This window comes from Streptomyces sp. NTD107, assembly GCF_059510435.1.
Map to the genome: position 1 here is coordinate 406,397 of NZ_JCAJZV010000002.1, position 18,308 is coordinate 424,704.

The 18,308-nt window shown below is 71.8% G+C and carries 16 protein-coding genes; 9 read left to right on the top strand and 7 right to left on the bottom strand.

The features are described from left to right. Window positions 1-279: 279 nt before the first annotated feature. Window positions 280-1,695: a type I glutamate--ammonia ligase gene (gene glnA / locus AC5WRL_RS05585; protein ID WP_496087159.1), complete on the top strand. Its 1,416-nt coding sequence runs from the start codon at window positions 280-282 to the stop codon at window positions 1,693-1,695. A 127-nt stretch (window positions 1,696-1,822) separates the two neighbouring features. Here the strand turns inward: glnA and AC5WRL_RS05590 are convergent, their stop codons facing one another. Further along, window positions 1,823-2,317, bottom strand: coding sequence for an SPW repeat protein (locus AC5WRL_RS05590; protein ID WP_496087160.1), 495 nt, complete (start codon window positions 2,315-2,317; stop codon window positions 1,823-1,825). 204 nt (window positions 2,318-2,521) lie between these two features. Between AC5WRL_RS05590 and AC5WRL_RS05595 the strand changes: the two genes are divergently transcribed. Further along, entirely contained in the window at window positions 2,522-2,908 is a 387-nt protein-coding gene (locus AC5WRL_RS05595) for a DUF2795 domain-containing protein (RefSeq protein WP_496087528.1), read from the top strand. A gap of 4 nt (window positions 2,909-2,912) precedes the next feature. On the opposite strand, the gene AC5WRL_RS05600 is transcribed toward AC5WRL_RS05595, so the two are convergent. After that, window positions 2,913-3,767: a polysaccharide deacetylase family protein gene (locus tag AC5WRL_RS05600; RefSeq protein ID WP_496087161.1), complete on the bottom strand. Its 855-nt coding sequence runs from the start codon at window positions 3,765-3,767 to the stop codon at window positions 2,913-2,915. 96 nt (window positions 3,768-3,863) lie between these two features. Here AC5WRL_RS05600 and AC5WRL_RS05605 point away from each other — a divergent pair, with 96 nt between their 5' ends. Further along, entirely contained in the window at window positions 3,864-4,439 is a 576-nt protein-coding gene (locus AC5WRL_RS05605) for a DUF6891 domain-containing protein (protein ID WP_496087162.1), read from the top strand. A gap of 3 nt (window positions 4,440-4,442) precedes the next feature. Here AC5WRL_RS05605 and AC5WRL_RS05610 read toward each other — a convergent pair whose 3' ends face one another. Further along, window positions 4,443-5,351 (bottom strand): Gfo/Idh/MocA family protein, encoded by a 909-nt coding sequence (locus AC5WRL_RS05610; protein WP_496087529.1) that lies wholly within the window; start codon window positions 5,349-5,351, stop codon window positions 4,443-4,445. A gap of 213 nt (window positions 5,352-5,564) precedes the next feature. Here AC5WRL_RS05610 and glnII point away from each other — a divergent pair, with 213 nt between their 5' ends. The 5 genes from glnII (at window position 5,565) to AC5WRL_RS05635 (ending at window position 12,087) form a co-directional block, all read left to right on the top strand. Further along, window positions 5,565-6,584, top strand: coding sequence for a glutamine synthetase (gene glnII, locus AC5WRL_RS05615; protein WP_496087163.1), 1,020 nt, complete (start codon window positions 5,565-5,567; stop codon window positions 6,582-6,584). Between the two features lie 204 nt (window positions 6,585-6,788). Next, window positions 6,789-8,081 carry a sensor histidine kinase gene (locus tag AC5WRL_RS05620; RefSeq protein WP_496087164.1) on the top strand — a complete coding sequence of 431 codons (1,293 nt, stop codon included), beginning with the start codon at window positions 6,789-6,791 and terminating at the stop codon, window positions 8,079-8,081. 115 nt (window positions 8,082-8,196) lie between these two features. Further along, a complete protein-coding gene (locus AC5WRL_RS05625; protein ID WP_496087165.1) occupies window positions 8,197-9,234 on the top strand; it encodes a phosphatidylinositol-specific phospholipase C domain-containing protein in 1,038 nt (345 codons plus the stop codon). 93 nt (window positions 9,235-9,327) lie between these two features. Continuing rightward, window positions 9,328-9,975 (top strand): response regulator transcription factor, encoded by a 648-nt coding sequence (locus AC5WRL_RS05630; protein ID WP_496087166.1) that lies wholly within the window; start codon window positions 9,328-9,330, stop codon window positions 9,973-9,975. A gap of 105 nt (window positions 9,976-10,080) precedes the next feature. Next, complete coding sequence (locus AC5WRL_RS05635) at window positions 10,081-12,087, top strand: hypothetical protein (RefSeq protein WP_496087167.1); 2,007 nt, start codon at window positions 10,081-10,083, stop codon at window positions 12,085-12,087. A gap of 46 nt (window positions 12,088-12,133) precedes the next feature. Here the strand turns inward: AC5WRL_RS05635 and AC5WRL_RS05640 are convergent, their stop codons facing one another. Continuing rightward, window positions 12,134-13,528 carry an alpha-amylase gene (locus tag AC5WRL_RS05640; protein WP_496087168.1) on the bottom strand — a complete coding sequence of 465 codons (1,395 nt, stop codon included), beginning with the start codon at window positions 13,526-13,528 and terminating at the stop codon, window positions 12,134-12,136. Between the two features lie 205 nt (window positions 13,529-13,733). Next, window positions 13,734-14,666: an alpha/beta fold hydrolase gene (locus AC5WRL_RS05645; protein WP_496087169.1), complete on the bottom strand. Its 933-nt coding sequence runs from the start codon at window positions 14,664-14,666 to the stop codon at window positions 13,734-13,736. A 91-nt stretch (window positions 14,667-14,757) separates the two neighbouring features. Between AC5WRL_RS05645 and AC5WRL_RS05650 the strand changes: the two genes are divergently transcribed. Beyond that, window positions 14,758-15,477: a TetR/AcrR family transcriptional regulator gene (locus AC5WRL_RS05650; protein WP_496087170.1), complete on the top strand. Its 720-nt coding sequence runs from the start codon at window positions 14,758-14,760 to the stop codon at window positions 15,475-15,477. 99 nt (window positions 15,478-15,576) lie between these two features. Here the strand turns inward: AC5WRL_RS05650 and AC5WRL_RS05655 are convergent, their stop codons facing one another. Continuing rightward, on the bottom strand, window positions 15,577-16,590 hold the full coding sequence (locus AC5WRL_RS05655; protein WP_496087171.1) for a LacI family DNA-binding transcriptional regulator: 1,014 nt from the start codon (window positions 16,588-16,590) through the stop codon (window positions 15,577-15,579). Then, a complete protein-coding gene (locus AC5WRL_RS05660) occupies window positions 16,583-18,250 on the bottom strand; it encodes a glycoside hydrolase family 13 protein (RefSeq protein ID WP_496087172.1) in 1,668 nt (555 codons plus the stop codon). Before AC5WRL_RS05660 ends, AC5WRL_RS05655 begins: the two co-directional genes overlap by 8 nt. Window positions 18,251-18,308: the final 58 nt, after the last annotated feature.

The window sequence follows — 18,308 nt, forward strand, 5'->3', positions numbered from 1 at the left end:
CCGATGACCTGTCGATTGTCGAACTCTTTGTCCGCCTCTTTGTCCACCCGTCCACGGTAGCGCGGTGGCCCCGGGGGCTCCGCGGCGGCTCCCGGTGGGGGTCCGTACCGGCCAGTCGCCGGGGGTTGCTCCGGTTGGCTGGTTAACATCGGCGAAACACCAGGGTCATGCCCGAGTAATGGCCGGTTCTTAGGGTCGGCCCCGGCAGGTCCGTGCCCCGGGCCCGCACCCCGAGCTGCGCATTCCCCGCCCGCAGGGTGGGGCAAGGAGGACGATCGGATGTTCCAGAACGCCGACGAGATCAAGAAGTACATCGCGGACAACGAGATCAAATTCATCGACGTCCGCTTCTGTGACCTGCCGGGCATCATGCAGCATGTGACGCTCCCGGTCGAGGCTTTCGACCCGGACGAGCAGCTCATGTTCGACGGCTCGTCGATCCGCGGCTTCCAGGCCATCCACGAGTCCGACATGGCCCTCGTACCGGACCTGTCCACCTCGCGCCTCGACCCGTTCCGCAAGGACAAGACGGTCAACATCAACTTCTTCATCCACGACCCGATCACGGGCGAGGCGTACAGCCGCGACCCGCGCAACGTGGCGAAGAAGGCCGAGGCGTACCTGGCGTCCTCCGGCATCGCCGACACCGCGTACTTCGGCCCCGAGGCGGAGTTCTACGTCTTCGACGACGTGCGCTTCGAGACCCGGTCGAACGCCGGCTACTACTACATCGACTCCGAGGCGGGCGCCTGGAACACCGGCGCCATCGAGGAGGGCGGCAACCGCGGCTACAAGGTCCGCTACAAGGGCGGCTACTTCCCCGCCCCGCCGGTCGACCACTTCGCGGACCTGCGCGCGGAGATCACCCTGGAGCTGATGAAGGCCGGCCTTGAGGTCGAGCGCCAGCACCACGAGGTGGGCACCGCGGGCCAGGCGGAGATCAACTACAAGTACAACACCCTGCTGGCCGCCGCCGACGATCTGATGCTGTTCAAGTACATCGTCAAGAACGTCGCCTGGCGCAACGGCAAGACCGCCACCTTCATGCCCAAGCCGATCTTCGGCGACAACGGCTCCGGCATGCACGTCCACCAGTCGCTGTGGACGGCCGGCTCCCCGCTGTTCTACGACGAGCAGGGCTACGCGGGTCTGTCGGACACCGCCCGCTACTACATCGGCGGCATCCTCAAACACGCCCCGTCGCTGCTGGCGTTCACCAACCCGACGCTGAACTCGTACCACCGCCTGGTGCCGGGCTTCGAGGCGCCGGTGAACCTGGTGTACTCGCAGCGCAACCGCTCCGCCGCGATGCGCATCCCGATCACGGGCTCCAACCCGAAGGCCAAGCGCGTCGAGTTCCGCGCCCCGGACCCGTCGTCCAACCCGTACCTGGCCTTCTCGGCCCTGCTGCTGGCCGGTCTTGACGGCATCAAGAACAAGATCGAGCCCCCGGAGCCGGTCGACAAGGACCTGTACGAGCTGGCCCCCGAGGAGCACGCGGAGCTGGCCCAGGTCCCGACCTCCCTGCCGGCCGTGCTGGAGGCCCTGGAGGAGGACAACGACTACCTCCAGGCGGGCGGCGTCTTCACCTCGGACGTGATCGAGACCTGGATCGACTTCAAGCGCGAGAAGGAAATCGCGCCGATGGCCCAGCGCCCCCACCCCCACGAGTTCGAGCTCTACTTCGACGTGTAGCCGGCCCGCGTACGCAGTCTTTGCGTACGCACCCGCGCACGCGCGCACGCACCGGCGGGCAGTCCCTTGTGGGGCTGCCCGCCGGGCTTTTTGGGGTTGTGCTGTTGTGGCTATGTGCGGCTCCTTGTCAGGTGGTCAGCCTCTCGCGGTGGTGGGACTTGCGGCGCATCGTCAGTGCCGCTCCGGTGGCCGCCAGTCCCAGGAGGAAGATGACGGCACCGACCACGATGTTGCTGATGATGATGCCCGCCGACGGACCACTGCCGACGACCCAGGTGGCAACGACCGTCCACGCCCCGATCACACACAGGGCCAGACCCATGCCGTGCATCCGCTCCGGCACCAGGGCGAAGCCCAGGGCCAGCACGGCCACCGCGATTCCGAGAATCAGGTTGTGTATGCCCAGTCGCGGCTGGGCGGCGAAGAACGTCGGCACCAGCCAGGCGGAGATTGCCAGATACAGACCGGCGAGAAATACCGGTGCGTCAACGAGCGGGACTGTCGTGCCGCCCGTCACACGGGAGTAGCGTTCCCGCATCTCACGTGCGTCAGGGTGGTCCGCCATGCCCGCATCTCTGCGGTGCGAGACGTCCGTTCCCCTGTGGTGTGAGACGTCGGCCATGCGACTCGCCTCCTTCTATGGGATTCGTGCGACCGCGCTGTCTCAGTCTTTGCAGACCTTGCTCCCAGTGTGTACCCATTGCCCCATTTGGCGCATTTCGGGAGGGATATTTTCTTGGGTCGCGGCTCCCGCACCGCGTTTCCGCTGGTTTCGGTCTCAAACCCCGGGTACTCGCTCTTTCCGGCAGTGAAGGAGGGACCTGTGATGCAGGAGCGGGGCAGCAATAGGTTGAGCGCGCACGAGGACGATCGGCTGAAGCACGAGGTGGCGGGGATGCTGCGGGCGGACCGGCCGACCCGGGTGGCGGCCTGGCGGGACCCGGAGCCGGTGGAGGGGACGGACGCGGCGGGCCCGCCGCCCGGGGCGGCGGCGGACGAGCGGGAGACGCGTGACGAAACGTTCCGTTTTGAGCTGGCGCGGCATCTGCGGCGGGCGGATTTCCCGGCCAGGCGGTCGGAGCTGCTGCGCACCCTGCTGGAGGAGCGGGCGCCCGATGAGCTGATCGATCAGGTGCGGTCGCTGCCCCGGCGGAGCAGCTACCCGAATGTGCAGGCGCTGGCGGCGGCGCTGGGCCATGAGCCGCGGTCGTAGCGGCTCAGGCGGGCAGGACCAGCTCGTAGCCGCGGTCCAGCAGCTTGGGGAGGACCTGGCCGAGGGCGGTGACCGTCTGGGAGCGGTCGCCGCCTCCGTCGTGGGTGAGGACGATGGCCCCGGCGTGGGCGCCGTCCAGCACGGAGGTGGAGATGCTGGAGGTGCCCGGCCTGGCCCAGTCGTTGGTGTCGATGGACCAGCCCAGCGGTTCCATGCCCAGTTCGGCGCAGACGGTGAGTGATGCCTTGTCCCAGGCGCCGTACGGGGCGCGGGCGAGGGCGGGTGGGGTGCCGAGGATGTCGTGGATGAGGTCGCTGGTGTCGCCGAGCTCGCGGCGGACCCGTTTGGTGGAGAGGGTGTCCAGCTGGGGGTGGCTCCAGGAGTGGTTGGCGACGACATGGCCCTCGTCGGCGATGGCGCGTACCAGGTCGGGGTGGGAGTGGGCGTTCTCGCCGATGATGAAGAAGGTGCCGGGGACCTTGTACTTGCGCAGCAGCTTGAGCACCTGCGGGGTGTAGGTGGGGTGCGGGCCGTCGTCCAGGGTGAGGGCGATCTTCTTGCCGGGGACGCTGAGGGTGAGGGCGGCCTCGGCGCGTACGGGTACGGGTTGCCTCGGTGGCGCGGCGCGGGCGGCGCTGCCGGGGGTGAAGGGGCGCAGTCGGTACGAGTCGGCGGCCGGGGCGGCCGGTACGGCGGCGGGGCCGGGGGCGGCGCCCGTGCCGGGGCCGGTGGCGGCGCCGGTGCCCGGTCCTGAGCAGGCGGTCAGCAGGCGGTTGAGGCCGAGGAGGCTGACGCAGGCGGTGGCGCCGAGCAGGATGCGACGTGGCAGGGCGGAATTCCGCTGTACTTCCGATGACATGATTAACGGATCTCATGTCGTCGCACCTCTCACCACCGCCCAGGTCCGTTCGGAGCACCGGCGGCGCTGTCAGTGGGCCGTGACAGGGTGACACCCATGACGACCAGCGGCATCGATGAGATCGATGAGATCGACGAAACGGCCACCACCCTCGTGCACTGCGGGTTTCTGAGCCGGGAAGAGGCGGTCGGCGAGCTTCTTGAGCAGTACGAGGACGACGACGAGACAGCCCTGACCGAGGCCACCGCGCGGGCCGTCGTCGAGCGGCTGTGGCGGGAGCGCCGCGCGGAACAGCAGACCTGGCCGCCGGTCACCGAGGTGGACCGGCTGGAGGCCGCCTTCGAGACGCTGGCCCGGCAGGGCATCACCGTCCGGCCGGACTTCAGCTGCTGTAGCACCTGCGGCTTCGCGGAGATCGGCGCGGAGGCGGCGGACGGGGACCGCGGCTACGTCTTCTTCCACCACCAGGACCTGGAGTACGCCGTGCACGGCGGTGAGCTGTGTCTGCGCTACGGCGCCTACGACCCGCCCGCCGGGGAAGCCGCCGCGATCGGTGAGCGGGTCCGCGCCGCGCTCACCGATCGCGGCCTTGCGGTGGAGTGGAACGGCTCGCCGAAGGTGGCCATCGTGGTGTCCGTCCCGGGGTGGCGCAAGCGGCTGCCCGGCGAGTAGCGCTCAGGCCGGCGCCTCGTTCAGCCGGGACTCCGCCGTCGCCAGGATCTCCGTCACCCGCAGCGCGAAACGGGCGTCGCAGGGGTGCGGGTCGCCCGTGCGGGCCGCCTGTTCCAGGGCATCGATCGCCGCGCCGAACGCCTCCGCGGGGCCGGACTCCCCGCCCCGGTCCGGCAGCACCACGATGCCAGGCCGGCCACGCAACTCCGCCGACATCGACGACGCCTGCGGGGGCACCGTCAGACTCACCGTGACGGTGCTGGACGCACCGCTGACGTGACGCAGCGCCAGATGCACCATGTCCCCCGGCCCCCGGGCCGCGGTGACCGCGTCCAGACCGGTGACATCGCCCAGCGGCGGCAGCAGCACCGACAGGGCGTGCGGGCCGATGTCCCACAGGCCGCCCTTCTCCCGGCGCCACGGCGACGCCGCGTACGGGCTGTCGCTGCCGCCCTCGGCGAAGATGCCCGAGAACCACTCGGCCCGGCCGGTCACCCAGCCGTCGCTCTCCCGCTGCTCCGCCAGCCAGGCCGCCGACCCGGGGGTGAAGTGCAGGGTGAAGAAGACCACCGAGGCCACCCCGGCCGCCTCGGCCGCCTCCGCCACCTGACGGGCCGCCGGTACGGTCGTGGCCAGCGGCTTGTCCAGCAGCAGATGACGGCCGGCCCGCGCGGCCCGTACCGCCAGCGGGGCCTGGACATCCGGCGGCAGGGCGATCGCCACCGCGTCGCAGTCGGCGATCAGCGCGTCCGCGTCCTCGTAGGCCCGGGTGCCGAGCCGCTGGGCCAACTCCCGCGCCGCGTCCGGGCGGCGGCCCCACACACCCACCAAGTCCACACCGGGGTGGCCGGCCAGGGCCGGGCCCTGGGTCAACTGGGCCCACGGGCCGGTGCCGAACAGTCCGAAGCGCATCCGCAGAGGAAGTGACATGGGACACAGGGTAAGCGCCCGGGCCGCCTCACCGATACGGCGTGTTTCGCCGCAAACCTCGTTCACAGGTCGTTAACAAGCGGGCAACTGACCAGAAACCGCAGGTGGCGAGGGTGTCGACAGCGTATGGACACACCCCGCACTCCCCCACACGCCATTGCGACATCTGCGATGAACTCCTCAAGGAGCACAACCGTGAGCTACAAGGCCGAGTACATCTGGATCGACGGCACCTCGCCGACGGCGAAGCTGCGTTCGAAGACGAAGATCCTCGCCGACGGCGCCGAGCCCCCGGTCTGGGGCTTCGACGGCTCCAGCACCAACCAGGCCGAGGGCCACGCCTCGGACCGGGTCCTCAAGCCGGTCGCCAGCTACCCCGACCCCATCCGGGGCGGCGACGACATCCTGGTGCTGTGCGAGGTGTACAACACCGACGACACCCCGCACGAGTCCAACACCCGTGCCCTGCTGCGCCCGGTGGCCGAGAAGTTCGCCGCGCAGGAGCCGATCTTCGGCATCGAGCAGGAGTACACCTTCTTCGAGGGCTCCCGTCCGCTCGGCTTCCCCGAGAACGGCTTCCCCGCCCCGCAGGGCGGCTACTACTGCGGCGTCGGCGTGGACGAGATCCACGGCCGGGAGATCGTCGAGGCACACCTGGAGAACTGCCTCAAGGCGGGCCTGGGCATCTCCGGCATCAACGCCGAGGTCATGCCGGGCCAGTGGGAGTTCCAGGTCGGCCCGCTCGCCCCGCTGGAGGTCGCCGACCAGCTGTGGGTGGCCCGCTGGCTGCTCTACCGCACCGCCGAGGACTTCGGCATCTCCGCCACCCTGGACCCCAAGCCGGTCAAGGGCGACTGGAACGGTGCCGGTGCGCACACCAACTTCTCCACCAAGGCGATGCGCGAGGGTTACGACGCGATCATCACCGCGGCCGAGTCCATGGGCAAGGACGGCAAGCCGCTGGAGCACATCAAGAACTACGGCGTGGGGGTCGAGGACCGTCTCACCGGCGCGCACGAGACCGCCCCGTGGGACCAGTACAGCTACGGCGTCTCCGACCGTGGCGCGTCGGTCCGCATCCCGTGGCAGGTCGAGCGGGACAAGAAGGGCTACATCGAGGACCGCCGCCCCAACGCCAACGTCGACCCGTACGTCGTCACCCGGCTGATCACCGACACCTGCGGCACCGCGCTCGCCGAGGCCGGCCAGGTCTGAGCCGCCCCCCATCGTCCCCGGTCCGTGGCTGGCAGCTCGGACGCGGCCCGGGGCGACCCCGCCCGGCCCGGAGCCGTGGTGTACCCAGGTACACCGCGGCTCCGGGCCGCGGCCCCAGTGATCGGTCCCGGGTCACTGGGCGAGACTGTCCTTCGTACACACGCACCCACGGCACGGCCCGATGCGGCGGAGGACACGGACACCATGAGCACCGAACGGGCGCGCGACGCGCTGCTGGCGGCGGCCAGAGCCCTGCTGCTGATGCCGGCATCCCTCATCGGCTCGCTGCTGCTGTTCGTCTTCTCCGTGCTGACGCTGGCCTTTCTGCCGCTGGGCCTCGGCTTCCTCACCACCCCCTGGGTCATCGCCCTCACCCGCGCGCACGCCAACCAGCGCCGGCTGCTCGCCCACGACTGGTCCCAGGTCACCATCCGGGCCGGCTACCGGCCGCCGGACGGCCCCCGGCGCGGCGGGCCGGCCGGGCAGGCGCGGGACACCGTCCAACTGCTGCGTGACCCGGCCACCTGGCGGGACATGCTGTGGCTGCTGGTCGACGCCGTCATCGGCTTCACCGTCGTGGTGTTCGCGCCCGCGCTGCTCGCCTACGGGGTGTACGGGCTGGTGCTGCTGGCCGGCGTCTGGCAGCCGATCCACCAGGCGGCGGGCACCATCTGGTTCGCGTTCGTGCCGATCAGCTCCTGGTTCACGGCGGTCCTCGGCGCCCTCACCGGCATCGGCTTCTTCGTGCTCGCGCTGTACGTCAACCCGCTGATCGTGCGCGGCCATTTCCTGCTGTGCCGGGTCTTCATCGGCGCCAGCCACAAGCAGGAGCTCGCCCGGCGGGTGGCCCGGCTCACCGAGACCCGGCACGACGCGGTGGACAGCTCCGCCGCCGAACTGCGCCGCATCGAGCGCGATCTGCACGACGGGGCGCAGGCCCGGCTGGTCGCCATGGGCATGAGCCTGGGCGCCGTCGAGGCGCTGCTGGAGAAGGACCCGGCGCAGGCCCGGGAGTTGCTGGCGCAGGCCCGCGCCTCCTCCGCCGAGGCGCTGACCGAGCTGCGCGATCTGGTACGGGGCATCCATCCGCCGGTGCTGGCCGAGCGCGGGCTGGGGGACGCGGTACGGGCCCTGGCGCTGCGGACCCGCATCCCGGTGGACGTGGACGTGGAGCTGGCGGGGCGGCTGGCCGAACCGGTCGAGACGGCGGCGTACTTCGCGGTGAGTGAGGTGCTCACCAACGCCGCCAAGCACTCGGGAGCCGACCGCGTCTGGCTGGACATCTACTACGGAGAGCGCGAGGGCACCCTCAAGATCGCGGTGACGGACAACGGGCGCGGCGGGGCTTCCCTCGACGGCGGCACCGGGCTGCGGGGCATCGAGCGGCGGCTCGGTCCGTTCGACGGGGTGCTGGCGGTGTCCAGCCCGCCGGGCGGGCCGACGCTGGTGACCATCGAGGTGCCCTGCGACCCGCCCGGGCCGGCCGCCCCGCGCTGAGGCGCCGTGCCGAGGTTCCGCGTTCACCCCCACCTCATCCAGGTGTAGACCAATCACGGGTCAACTCGCATACCCTGGCGTCGACTTGCTCCCCCACAAGAGAGCGCGGCGACGTATGCGACGCATCAGGAACCTCCGTAACCTCCTGCTCATCAGCGCGACCGCACTGGCCCTCACCCTCCCCCACTCCGCGGCCCGCGCCGATGGCGCGCTCGCGTTCGACGCGGGCACCACGGTCGGAGTGCACAACGCGTACGAGAAGAGCACCTTCAGCTACCTCGCCGACGGCCTGGACTCCGGCGCCGGGATGCTCGAACTCGATGTCTGGACCAACTTCTTCGGCGGCACCTGGCGGGTCTCGCACAGCAACCCGCTGGGCAACGACAACAACTGCGAGAACGCCTCCTCCCCCGCCGAGCTGCGCACCAAGCCCCGCAACCAGGGGTTCGCCGGCTGCCTGGCGGACCTGCGGGCCTGGCACGACGGGAACCCCGGGCACCGGCCGATCCTGATCAAGATCGAGATGAAGGACGGCTTCGCCGCCAACCTCGGGCGCGGGCCCGCCGAGTTCGACGCACTGGTCAACCGGATCCTGGGCGACGCCGTGTACCGGCCGGGCGAACTGGCCGCCGGGCACGCCAACCTGGACGACGCGGTACGCGCCGACGGCTGGCCCACCCGCGACGAGCTGGCCGGCAAGTTCCTGTTCCATCTCATCCCGGGCACCGTCGAGGAGGGCAACCCGTTCGACAATCTGTGGACCGATGTGGAGTACGGCCGCCATCTGCGTGACCTGGCCGCCGCCGGGCGGCTGGAGACGGCCACCGCCTTCCCCGCCGTGCACCACGCCGCGGCCGGTGACCCGCGCACCCGTTACGCGGACACCACCCTGCGCCCGTGGTTCGTGGTCTTCGACGGCGACGCCGCCGCCTACGCCGACGGCACCATCGACACCGGCTGGTACGCCCGCAACAACTACCTGCTGGTGATGACCGACGGGCACGCCGTACCGCCCGCCATCAGCCCCACCGACCCGGGCGAGGCCGAGGCGCTGGAGCGGGTACGGCGGCTGGCCGGCTCGCACGCCAGCGTGGTCAGCTCCGACTGGCACGCGCTGCCCGGGGTGCTGGGCACCGTCCTGCCGCGCGGCTGACCGCCGGCAGCGGCACCCGGCACCCGGCGGTAGGCACCCGGCGGTAGGCTGAACGGCTCCAGACCGGCAACACACAGCCAAGGCAGGTACCGGGTGCGCGTCGTTCTCGCCGAAGATCTGTTCCTTCTGCGGGACGGCCTCACCCGGCTCCTCCAGGCGCACGGCTTCGAGATCGCGGCGGCCGTCGACAACGGCCCCGCGCTCACCCGGGCGCTCGCCGAACTGCGGCCGGACGTCGCCGTCGTGGACGTCCGGCTGCCCCCGTCCTTCACCGACGAGGGCCTCCAGTGCGCGCTGACCGCCCGCCGTGAACGCCCCGGCATGCCGGTGCTGGTGCTCTCCCAGCATGTGGAACAGCTCTACGCCCGCGAGCTGCTGGCGGACGGTCACGGCGGGGTCGGCTATCTGCTCAAGGACCGGGTCTTCGACGCCGACCAGTTCATCGACGCCGTACGTCGCGTCGCGGGCGGCGGTACGGCGATGGATCCGCAGGTCATCCAGCAGCTTCTCGCCCAGCGGGCCCAGAACTCCCCGCTGGAACGGCTCACCCCGCGCGAGCTGGAGGTCATCGAACTGATGGCGCAGGGCCGTTCGAACGCCGCCATAGCCGAGCGGATGGTGGTGACCGAACGCGCCATCGCCAAGCACACCTCCAACATCTTCGCCAAGCTCGGCCTGCCGGTCTCCGACGACGACAACCGGCGGGTGCTGGCCGTACTGGCATATCTCGAACGGCGTTGACGCGTTGGCGAGCGATACCGACCGGCTCCGGGCCGATCCCGACCACGCCCCGACCGCACCCGACAGCCGCGTGTCCTTCGCCGCCCCCCGCTCGTTGCGCCGGTTGTGTCCTCCAGCGATCTGTCATCCCCCGATGTAAAGCCCACCAGCCACCGACGCCCGGAGACCGCGCCCGGTGTCGGCCCCGATCAGGCGGCGATCGCGCTGGTGGAGCACTACCCCCGGCTGGTCCGGCTGGCCTATCTGGCGCTGCCCGACGCCCTCGGCCGGCACCGCCGGGTGCTCACCGCGCACGCCCTGGTCCAGCGCTCCGTGCCGCGCGGCCGGGCAGCGGCGGAGGAACGCGCCGGCGCCCCGGGCGACCCGGGCGCCGTACCCGTCCCGCGCACCGGGGCCGGACCGGCCGCCGACCCCGGCTACCTCTATCTGCGGCAGCGCGTGCTGCGCGCCGCGCTGACCGCCGCCCGCCCCGTACGGCTGGCCGGGCGTGAGCTGCGGTGGCTGCGCAAGGGTCCTTACGGGCTGCCCAGGGTCGCCGGGCTGCGGCTGTTCCCGCTGGCCGCCGGCGACACCTCCGAACTCGCCCTCGAACAGGCCCTCAAGCGGCTGACCGGAGCCGGCCGCGCCGCCTACGCGCTGCGCCGCCTCGACGGGCTCAACGCGCCCGGCATCCGTACCCTGCTCGCCGCCGCGGGCATCGGCGAGGACGCCATCCGCGCGGCGCTGCGCGGCGCCGACACCCTCCCCGAGGGCGGCGAACTCGTCGACCCCTGCGCCCTGACCGCCCGCCCCACCGACCTCGCCCGGCGCCGCCGCCGGCAGCGCACCGCCCTGGCCGGCGCCGTCGTGCTCGCGCTGGCCGCCGGCACCGTGGCGCTGCTGCCCGGCGGCTGGGGCCCGGACGGCGCCGCCGCCCCGCCCTACGCCGAGAACCCGCAGGCCCAGGCCGCGCTCGACCCCAAGACGCTGCGCCGGATGCCCGCCGAGGTGTGGGAGGGCTCCTCGCGGGTGGACTTCGCGGTGTGGCCCGCCCGGGGCGAGTCGGTCAACGACCAGGCGCTGCTGCGCCGCGCGCTGGCGGTGTGGGCACGCCCCGGCGAGTCGGTGGGCATCTCCGCGACGCCCGGTACCCAGACCGGGCCCGCCCCCGGGCCCGCGCAGTTGCTGTTCGCCGGGGACGTCGGCGAGTCCACGGTGGTGCTGCTGTACGACGGGATGCGGCTGGTGCGGTACGCGGAGCTGGCGGGCGCGGGCGACGGCGGCGCGGTGCTGGACTTCGCCCGGGTGGACGGCGCCGACGCCACCGCCGCCTCCGCCGTCGTACTGGACCGGGCGGACGGCAACACCCGCTATCTGACCGCGCCGTGGGTCGAATCGCTGGCCATGACCGATCTGCTGACGCCTGGTCGGCCGGGGATGGCCACCGAGATCGACGAGCGCGGGGTGAGCGCCCCGCTGCGTACCCCCGCCGGAAGCGGCACGCAGGAGCAGTGCGCACAGTACGCGGTACTGGAGTTCACGGCGGCGGGCGCGGCGGCGCCCTACGCGATGGCGGATCTGGGCGAGTTGACCCCGGCGCTGCTGACGTACGGCGCGCCGGGTCAGCCGGCCGGGGCGCTGAGCGACAGTACGGCCGCCGCCCGGTGGGCGCGTACCGCCTGTCATCTGTCCGGGGTGACGGCGATCGGGGTGCGTACGGTGAACACCTGGGGCTTCGCGGAGCAGGAACTGCCGGACGGGGCGGGCACCGCGCAGTGGCTGTGCACCCGGGCGGAGACCTGGCGCGGCGCGGGCAGCCGGGCGATGGCGCAGTTCCAGATCCCGGCCGAGCGGGCCGGTGAGCCGGGCGCGCTGGTGGCGCGGCAGGAGGAGGGCACCGCGTGCGGGGCGCGGGAGCCGCGGGTGCTGACCGGGGTGCTGTGGAAGTCGCCGGCGGACGAGTGGTATCTGCTGGCGGCGGGCAGCGCCGAGGTGGCGTCGATCGCGGCGGAGGGCGAGGTGGAGGGCGGGGCCGGGGGCCGGGTGATGGCGCTGCCGGCGCCGGGGCAGGAGGCGGACGCGGAGCTGACGGCGGTCCTGGAGAGCGGGGAGACGCTGCGGTCGCTGCGCTGAACGGGTGCCGCCCCGTGGGTACGGGGCGGCACCGCTTCGGCTCGGTTCAGCAGGTGCGGGCGCCGGTGTGCAGGGCGAGGGCGGTGTTGCTGCCGAGGGTGGCGGTGAACTGGCCGGAGCCGTTGACCGTCACGGTGCGGTTGCTCTGTACATCGCAGTAGTTTCCGGCCGGGAGCGAGGTCTGGTAGGTGCGGGTGAGGGAGCCGCTCTCGTGGTTGATGGCGACATAGCCCTGGTTGCCGCGGCCGAAGGCGATGGCGTTGTTGCCGTTGTCCCACCAGTTGGTGACGGCCTGGCCCCGGGTGGTGTTGCGGAAGCCGACCATGGCGGAGATCTCCGGCCAGGCGTGCTGGCATTTCCAGCCGTCCGACCAGCAGGCGTTCATCTGGCCGTTGTTGGGCGGTCCGGCGTCGTGGTCGGTGAACTCGTAGCCGGAGTGCACGTCGGGTGAGCCGTACGGCCAGGCCAGCATGAAGACGTTGGCGAGGGTGTAGTCGGCGCCGTTCTTGTAGGAGAGCGTGGAGCCGTTGCGCTCGGTGTCGTGGTTGTCGACGAAGACGGCGGAGCCGGCGCTGGGCATGTAGCCCCAGCCCTCGCCGTAGTTGGTGAGGTAGGCGAGGCGTTCGTTCTGGAAGACCCGCTTGAGGTCGGTGCCGTAGCGGAACTCCTGGACGTCGCCGGTGCCCCGGTACTCGGTCGGGGACACGGCCTCGCCGGCGCCGTAGATGGCCTCCTGCTTCCAGTAGGCGCTGGGGTTGGTCAGCCGGGACTTGATGTTGGCGAGGTCGGCGGCGGGCATGTGCTTGGCGGCGTCGATGCGGAAGCCGGCGACACCGAGGGAGAGCAGGTCGTTCAGGTAGTCGGCGATGCGCTGGCGGACGTAGTCCTTGCCGGTGTTGAGGTCGGCGAGGCCGACGAGTTCGCAGTTCTGGACGTTGTAGCGGTCGCCGTAGTTGTTGCCGATCTCGCGGCGGCAGTCGTTGAAGTCCCAGTCGCTGTAGGGGGCGTTCGGGTAGTCGTACTTGGTGTAGCGGCTGCCGGCGGTGCCGGTGCCGGAGCCGGCCGTCATGTGGTTGATGACGGTGTCCACGACCACGCCGACGCCGGCGTTTCTACAGGTGTTGACCATGTTCTGGAACTGGGCGCGGTTGCCGAGCCGGCTGCCGATGGTGTAGCTGACCGGCTGGTACGCGGTCCACCACTGGCTGCCCTGGATCTGCTCCTGGGGCGGGGAGACCTGGACGTAGCCGTAGCCGGCCGGGCCCAGGCGCTGGGTGCATTCGCGGGCGATGGAGTCGAAGTTCCAGGAGAACAGCACGGCGGTGACATCTTTGCCGCCGGGCGGGGCTGCGGTGGCGGTGGCGCTCGGCGCGCCGAGGGAGACCGCGATGCCGGCGACGGCCGCCGTCAGGCCGGCCAGTGCGGTACGGATCAGGGGCATGACATCTCCTCGCGGGTGGGGGTGACCGGAAGAGCACTTCTTGCGGAAGGTGGTTGGAACTTTCAGCAAGTAAGTTGCACGCCTGACCGTAGATCTGCCACCAGGGACGGTCAAGGCCCGTGACACACCCCGGAAATATTGACGTCCCCGGCCCGCAACCTCTTCCACAAGAAGTTGCGGGCCGCTGATGCCGGCGCCATGGACCCTAGAGAACGGGGGTGGCCCGCCCCTCCGCGTCGTCGGCCAACTCGCTCAGCCGGCGGGCGATGTCGCCCCACAGGCCGGCCGGGAGGTCATGACCGACGCCCGGGTAGGTCACCAGCCGGGCGCCGTCGATGGCCCCGGCCGTGGCGCGGCCGGCGCTGACCCGCAGGATCGGGTCCTGTTCACCGTGCAGCACCAGGGTCGGCCTGCGCAGCTCCTTGAGCCGGGGGCCGTGCCACTGGGAGCCGATCTGGCGGCTCTGCGCCTTCTTGTCGCGCGGCCCGCTGTCCACGTCGGCCTCGACCCAGGCCCGGGCGGCGGCCTCGTCGAACGGGTGGCCGGGGGAGGCGATGCCGCGCCAGACCGTCAGGGCGGCCTCGATGTCGCCCTCGCGTCCCTCGGGGAACCTGGCGCGGGCCAGCTTGGCGAGCAGGCCGAACCGCAGGTGCCGAAGGACCCCCAGCCCCGAGACATCGCTGGGCAGGGCCGCCGAGGAGGTGACGCTGAGCACCCGGTCGGGGTGGCGCAGCGCGATCCGCTGGGCGATCGCGCCACCCAGGGAGTGCCCGAAGACGTGGGCCCGCTCCCAGCCGAGTGCGTCCAGCACGGCGATGGCGTCGTCGGTCATGTCCTCGGAGGTGTAGGCGTCCCCTCGCCTGCCGAACAGGGCCTTGAAGGGATTGGTGGTGGCGGTGTCCGGCATCCGGGTCGACTGGCCGGCGTCGCGCTGGTCGTAGCGGGCGACGGCGAACCCGGCGTCGGCGAACGCCCGGCACAGTCCGCCGGGCCACCAGAACCGGGCGGTGGCCAGGCCCATGATGAGCAGCAGCGGTCTGCCCTCCGAGCCGCGCAGCCGGTCGAAGGCCACCCGTACGTTCCCGTTGTGCGCGTAGCGGGTCGGCGTCCACTCCTGGTGCGGCGGTACCTGGGTCATGTCGGCTCACTTTCCCCCTACTGCGATCGGCGTTCGCAGTACTTGGGTGACCTAAGATACTGCAAACATCGTTCGCAGAACAGGGAGGGTCATGGCCGAGCAGTCCGCCCACAGCATCTGGTTGCGCCCCGAACGCGCCGGACGCGGCCCGGCTCCGGCGTACAACCGCGACCGCATCGCCGCCGCCGGAATGGCCCTGGCCGACGCGGACGGCCTGTCCGCCGTCACCATGCGGGCCGTGGCGGTCGCTCTCGGGGCCGGACCGGCATCCCTCTACCGGTATGTCGCCACCCGTGACGAACTGCTGGAACTGATGATCGACCGGGCCAGGGGGGAGATCTCCTACGCCGGGCTCGGCTCCGGCCGCCCGCTCGATGACCTGCTCGCGCTCGCCCGGCAGAGCAGAAGCGTCTTCCTCGCCCACCCGTGGCTGCTCGACACGACCGAGACCGGCACCCCCATGGGGCCGCACGCGATCAGCTACCTGGAACACTCCCTGGCCGTGCTCGCCGGCCTCGATGTCAGCAGCCGGACCAAGCTGGAGGCGATCGCCGTCCTCAACGCCGTTGTCTCCAGCCTGACCCGCGCCGAGATCGCCCAGCGGCTGGCCGGGCAGAGCGTCCCGCAGTGGCAGCGGGACCAGACGGAGTACCTCGCCCGGGTCGCCGGGGCGGGCCACCACCCGCACCTCGCCGCCGTGCTGACCGCACAGCAGCCGGCAACGGCCGGGGAGTCACCGGACGCGCTCTTCGACCGCATCCTCACCCGCGTCCTCACCGGACTCCTGCAACCCGACACCCTCACGACGTGAGACCCTCCCCCCGCCGTCAGCGCCCGGGCACCACCAGCTCCGGCTAACTGCATCCCCCCGGGGGCAACCCCCATACCCCGGCCGCACACCCGTCCCCCCTCAGCCCCCGGACACCCGCGGCGCCACCGCCGTGCTCCCCCGCACCACCAGCTCGGGTTGGAAGACGAACTCCGTGTGCGGGACCTGGTTTCCGTTGATCTCTTCGAGGAGTGTGCTGACCGCCGCGCCCGCCATCGCGCGGACGGGTTGGCGCAGGGTGGTCAGGGGCGGGTCGGTGAAGGCGATCAGGTCCGAGTCGTCGTAGCCGGTCACCGACACATCCGCCGGCACCTCCAGCCCGCGCTGCCGGGCGGCCCGTATCGCGCCCAGCGCCATCATGTCGCTGCCGCACACGATGCCCGTGCACCCCGCGTCCAGCAGGGCGGTGGCCGCCGCCTGGCCGCCCTCCACGCTGAACAGCGAGTGCCGCACCGGTGCCCCCTCCCCCAACTCCGCCGTGAAGCCCGCCACCTTGCGCAGCACCGGTACGAAGCGGGCCGGCCCGACCGCCAGGCCGATCCGCTCGTGGCCCAGGTCCCGCAGATGCCGCACCGCCATCCGGGTGGCCGCCGCGTCGTCCGGGGAGACGAACGGGGCCTCCACCCGGTCGTTGTAGCCGTTGATCAGGACGAACGGCACCCCGCGCCCGGCCAGCCTGGTGTAGCGGTCCGGGTCGGTGGTGGTGTCCGCGTGCAGTCCGGACAGGAAGACGATGCCGATGACCCCGCGTTCCACCAGCTGGTCCACCAGCTCGTCCTCCGTCGCCCCGCCCGGGCTCTGGGTGCACAGCACCGGGGTGTAGCCGCGTGAGGCCAGTGCCTGCTCGATGACCTGGGCGAAGGCCGGAAAGATCGGGTTGGTCAACTCGGGTATCACCAGGCCGATCAGGCCCGCGCTGCGCTGCCGCAGCCGCAGCGGGCGCTCGTACCCCAGGACGTCCAGGGCGGCGAGCACCCGCTGCCGGGTGGTGGCCGCGACCCCCGACTTGCCGTTGAGCACCCGGCTGACCGTGGCCTCACTGACCCCGGCCTGCCCGGCGATATCGGCGAGTCGGGCGGGCGCGGCGTCAGCCATGCGTGGCCCACCACACGGTGGTGTCGGCGGGCAGGACGTCGCCGGCCGCCGGGGCCGGGCCGCTGGCCAGCACCAGCTCGCCGCCGCCCGTCAGTCCGGCGGGCAGCGGGATGTCGCCCCGGGTGGTGTTGGCCAGTACCAGCACCGTACTGCCGTCTTCGGCACGCCGCCGGAAGGCCAGCACGCCCTCGGGCGCGTCCAGCCACTCCACCGCGTCGCCGGCGCCGAGGGCCGGCTGTGCGCGCCGGACGGCCAGCGCCGAGCGGTACAGCTCCAGGGTGGAGCCGGGGTCGCCGGCCTGCGCGGAGACCGCGAGCTTGGCCCAGTCGCCGGGCTGCGGCAGCCAGCTGCCGCCCGCGCCGAACCCGTACGACGGGCCCTCGCTCGTCCACGGGATGGGTACCCGGCAGCCGTCGCGCAGTCCGTCCTGGCCGTCCCCCTCGGTGCTGTCCTCGTCCAGCGAGCGGCGGTAGAACGCCGGGTCCTGCCGTACCTCGTCGGGCAGTTCGGTGACCTCGGGCAGGCCCAGTTCCTCGCCCTGGTAGAGGTAGGCGGAGCCGGGCAGCGCCAGCATCAGCAGCGTCGCGGCGCGGGCCCGGCCCAGGTCGCCGCCGAGCCGGGTGAGATGGCGCACCACGTCGTGGTTGGACAGCACCCAGGTGGTGGGGGCGCCGACCGGGCGCATGGAGTCCAGCGAGGAGTCGATGACCTCGCGCAGCTCGCCCGCCTCCCACGGGGTGCTCAGATAGTGGAAGTTGAACGCCTGGTGCAGTTCGCCGGGGCGCAGATAGCGGGCGGTGCGCTCGGCGCTCGGCGTCCATGCCTCGGCGACCCCGATGCGCTGCCCCGGGTACTCGTCGAGGATGGTGCGCCAGCTGCGGTAGATGTCGTGGACGCCGTCCTGGTCGAAGAACGGCAGCGTCTGGGTGCCGAGCAGTTTCAGCTGGCCGGGGTGGCCCATGTCGGGCAGCCCGGGGGCCTTGACCATGCCGTGCGCGACGTCGATGCGGAAGCCGTCGACGCCCATGTCGAGCCAGAAGCGCAGCACGGAGCGGAATTCGTCCCGGACGGCCTCGTTGTCCCAGTTGAAGTCGGGCTGTTCGGGGGCGAAGAGGTGGAGGTACCACTCGCCCGGCGAGCCGTCGGGGTTGGTGGTACGGGTCCAGGCGGGGCCGCCGAAGATGGATTCCCAGTCGTTGGGGGGCTCTTCGCCCTTCTCGCCCTTGCCGGTGCGGAAGTGGTAACGGTCGCGCAGCGGGGAGCCTGGGCCCTCGCGCAGCGCGCGGCGGAACCACTCGTGGCGGTCGGAGGAGTGGTTGGGGACGAGGTCGGTGATGACACGCAGGCCCAGGTCGTGGGCCTCGCGGATCAGGTCGTCGGCGTCCTTGAGGGTGCCGAACATCGGGTCGATGGCCCGGTAGTCGGCGACGTCGTAGCCGGCGTCGGCCTGCGGCGAGGCGTAGAAGGGGCTCAGCCAGACGGCGTCCACCCCGAGGTCCGCCAGATACGGGAGCCGGGCCCGGATACCGGGGAGGTCCCCCATGCCGTCGCCGTCGCCGTCGGCGAAGGAGCGCGGGTAGACCTGGTAGATGACGGCGTCCCGCCACCAGCCGGGCGGCTCGGTGGCAGGGGCGGTGGGGCCGGCGAGGTGCTGGGTCATGTCATCCCTGTGGCTCGTCGTGTGGGTGATGGGGGAAGGAGGTGGTGCGGGCAAGCCC

Excerpts from the sequence above, each read along its gene's own strand:
- AC5WRL_RS05650 (WP_496087170.1), top strand. The coding sequence starts at position 14,758 with ATGGCCGAGCAGTCCGCCCACAGCATCTGGTTGCGCCCCGAACGCGCC.
- AC5WRL_RS05625 (WP_496087165.1), top strand. The coding sequence starts at position 8,197 with ATGCGACGCATCAGGAACCTCCGTAACCTCCTGCTCATCAGCGCGACC.
- AC5WRL_RS05645 (WP_496087169.1), bottom strand. The coding sequence starts at position 14,666 with ATGACCCAGGTACCGCCGCACCAGGAGTGGACGCCGACCCGCTACGCG.
- AC5WRL_RS05600 (WP_496087161.1), bottom strand. The coding sequence starts at position 3,767 with ATGTCATCGGAAGTACAGCGGAATTCCGCCCTGCCACGTCGCATCCTG.
- AC5WRL_RS05590 (WP_496087160.1), bottom strand. The coding sequence starts at position 2,317 with ATGGCCGACGTCTCACACCACAGGGGAACGGACGTCTCGCACCGCAGA.
- AC5WRL_RS05595 (WP_496087528.1), top strand. The coding sequence starts at position 2,522 with ATGCAGGAGCGGGGCAGCAATAGGTTGAGCGCGCACGAGGACGATCGG.
- AC5WRL_RS05655 (WP_496087171.1), bottom strand. The coding sequence starts at position 16,590 with ATGGCTGACGCCGCGCCCGCCCGACTCGCCGATATCGCCGGGCAGGCC.
- AC5WRL_RS05610 (WP_496087529.1), bottom strand. The coding sequence starts at position 5,351 with ATGCGCTTCGGACTGTTCGGCACCGGCCCGTGGGCCCAGTTGACCCAG.
- AC5WRL_RS05660 (WP_496087172.1), bottom strand. The coding sequence starts at position 18,250 with ATGACCCAGCACCTCGCCGGCCCCACCGCCCCTGCCACCGAGCCGCCC.
- AC5WRL_RS05605 (WP_496087162.1), top strand. The coding sequence starts at position 3,864 with ATGACGACCAGCGGCATCGATGAGATCGATGAGATCGACGAAACGGCC.
- AC5WRL_RS05640 (WP_496087168.1), bottom strand. The coding sequence starts at position 13,528 with ATGCCCCTGATCCGTACCGCACTGGCCGGCCTGACGGCGGCCGTCGCC.
- AC5WRL_RS05620 (WP_496087164.1), top strand. The coding sequence starts at position 6,789 with ATGAGCACCGAACGGGCGCGCGACGCGCTGCTGGCGGCGGCCAGAGCC.
- glnA (WP_496087159.1), top strand. The coding sequence starts at position 280 with ATGTTCCAGAACGCCGACGAGATCAAGAAGTACATCGCGGACAACGAG.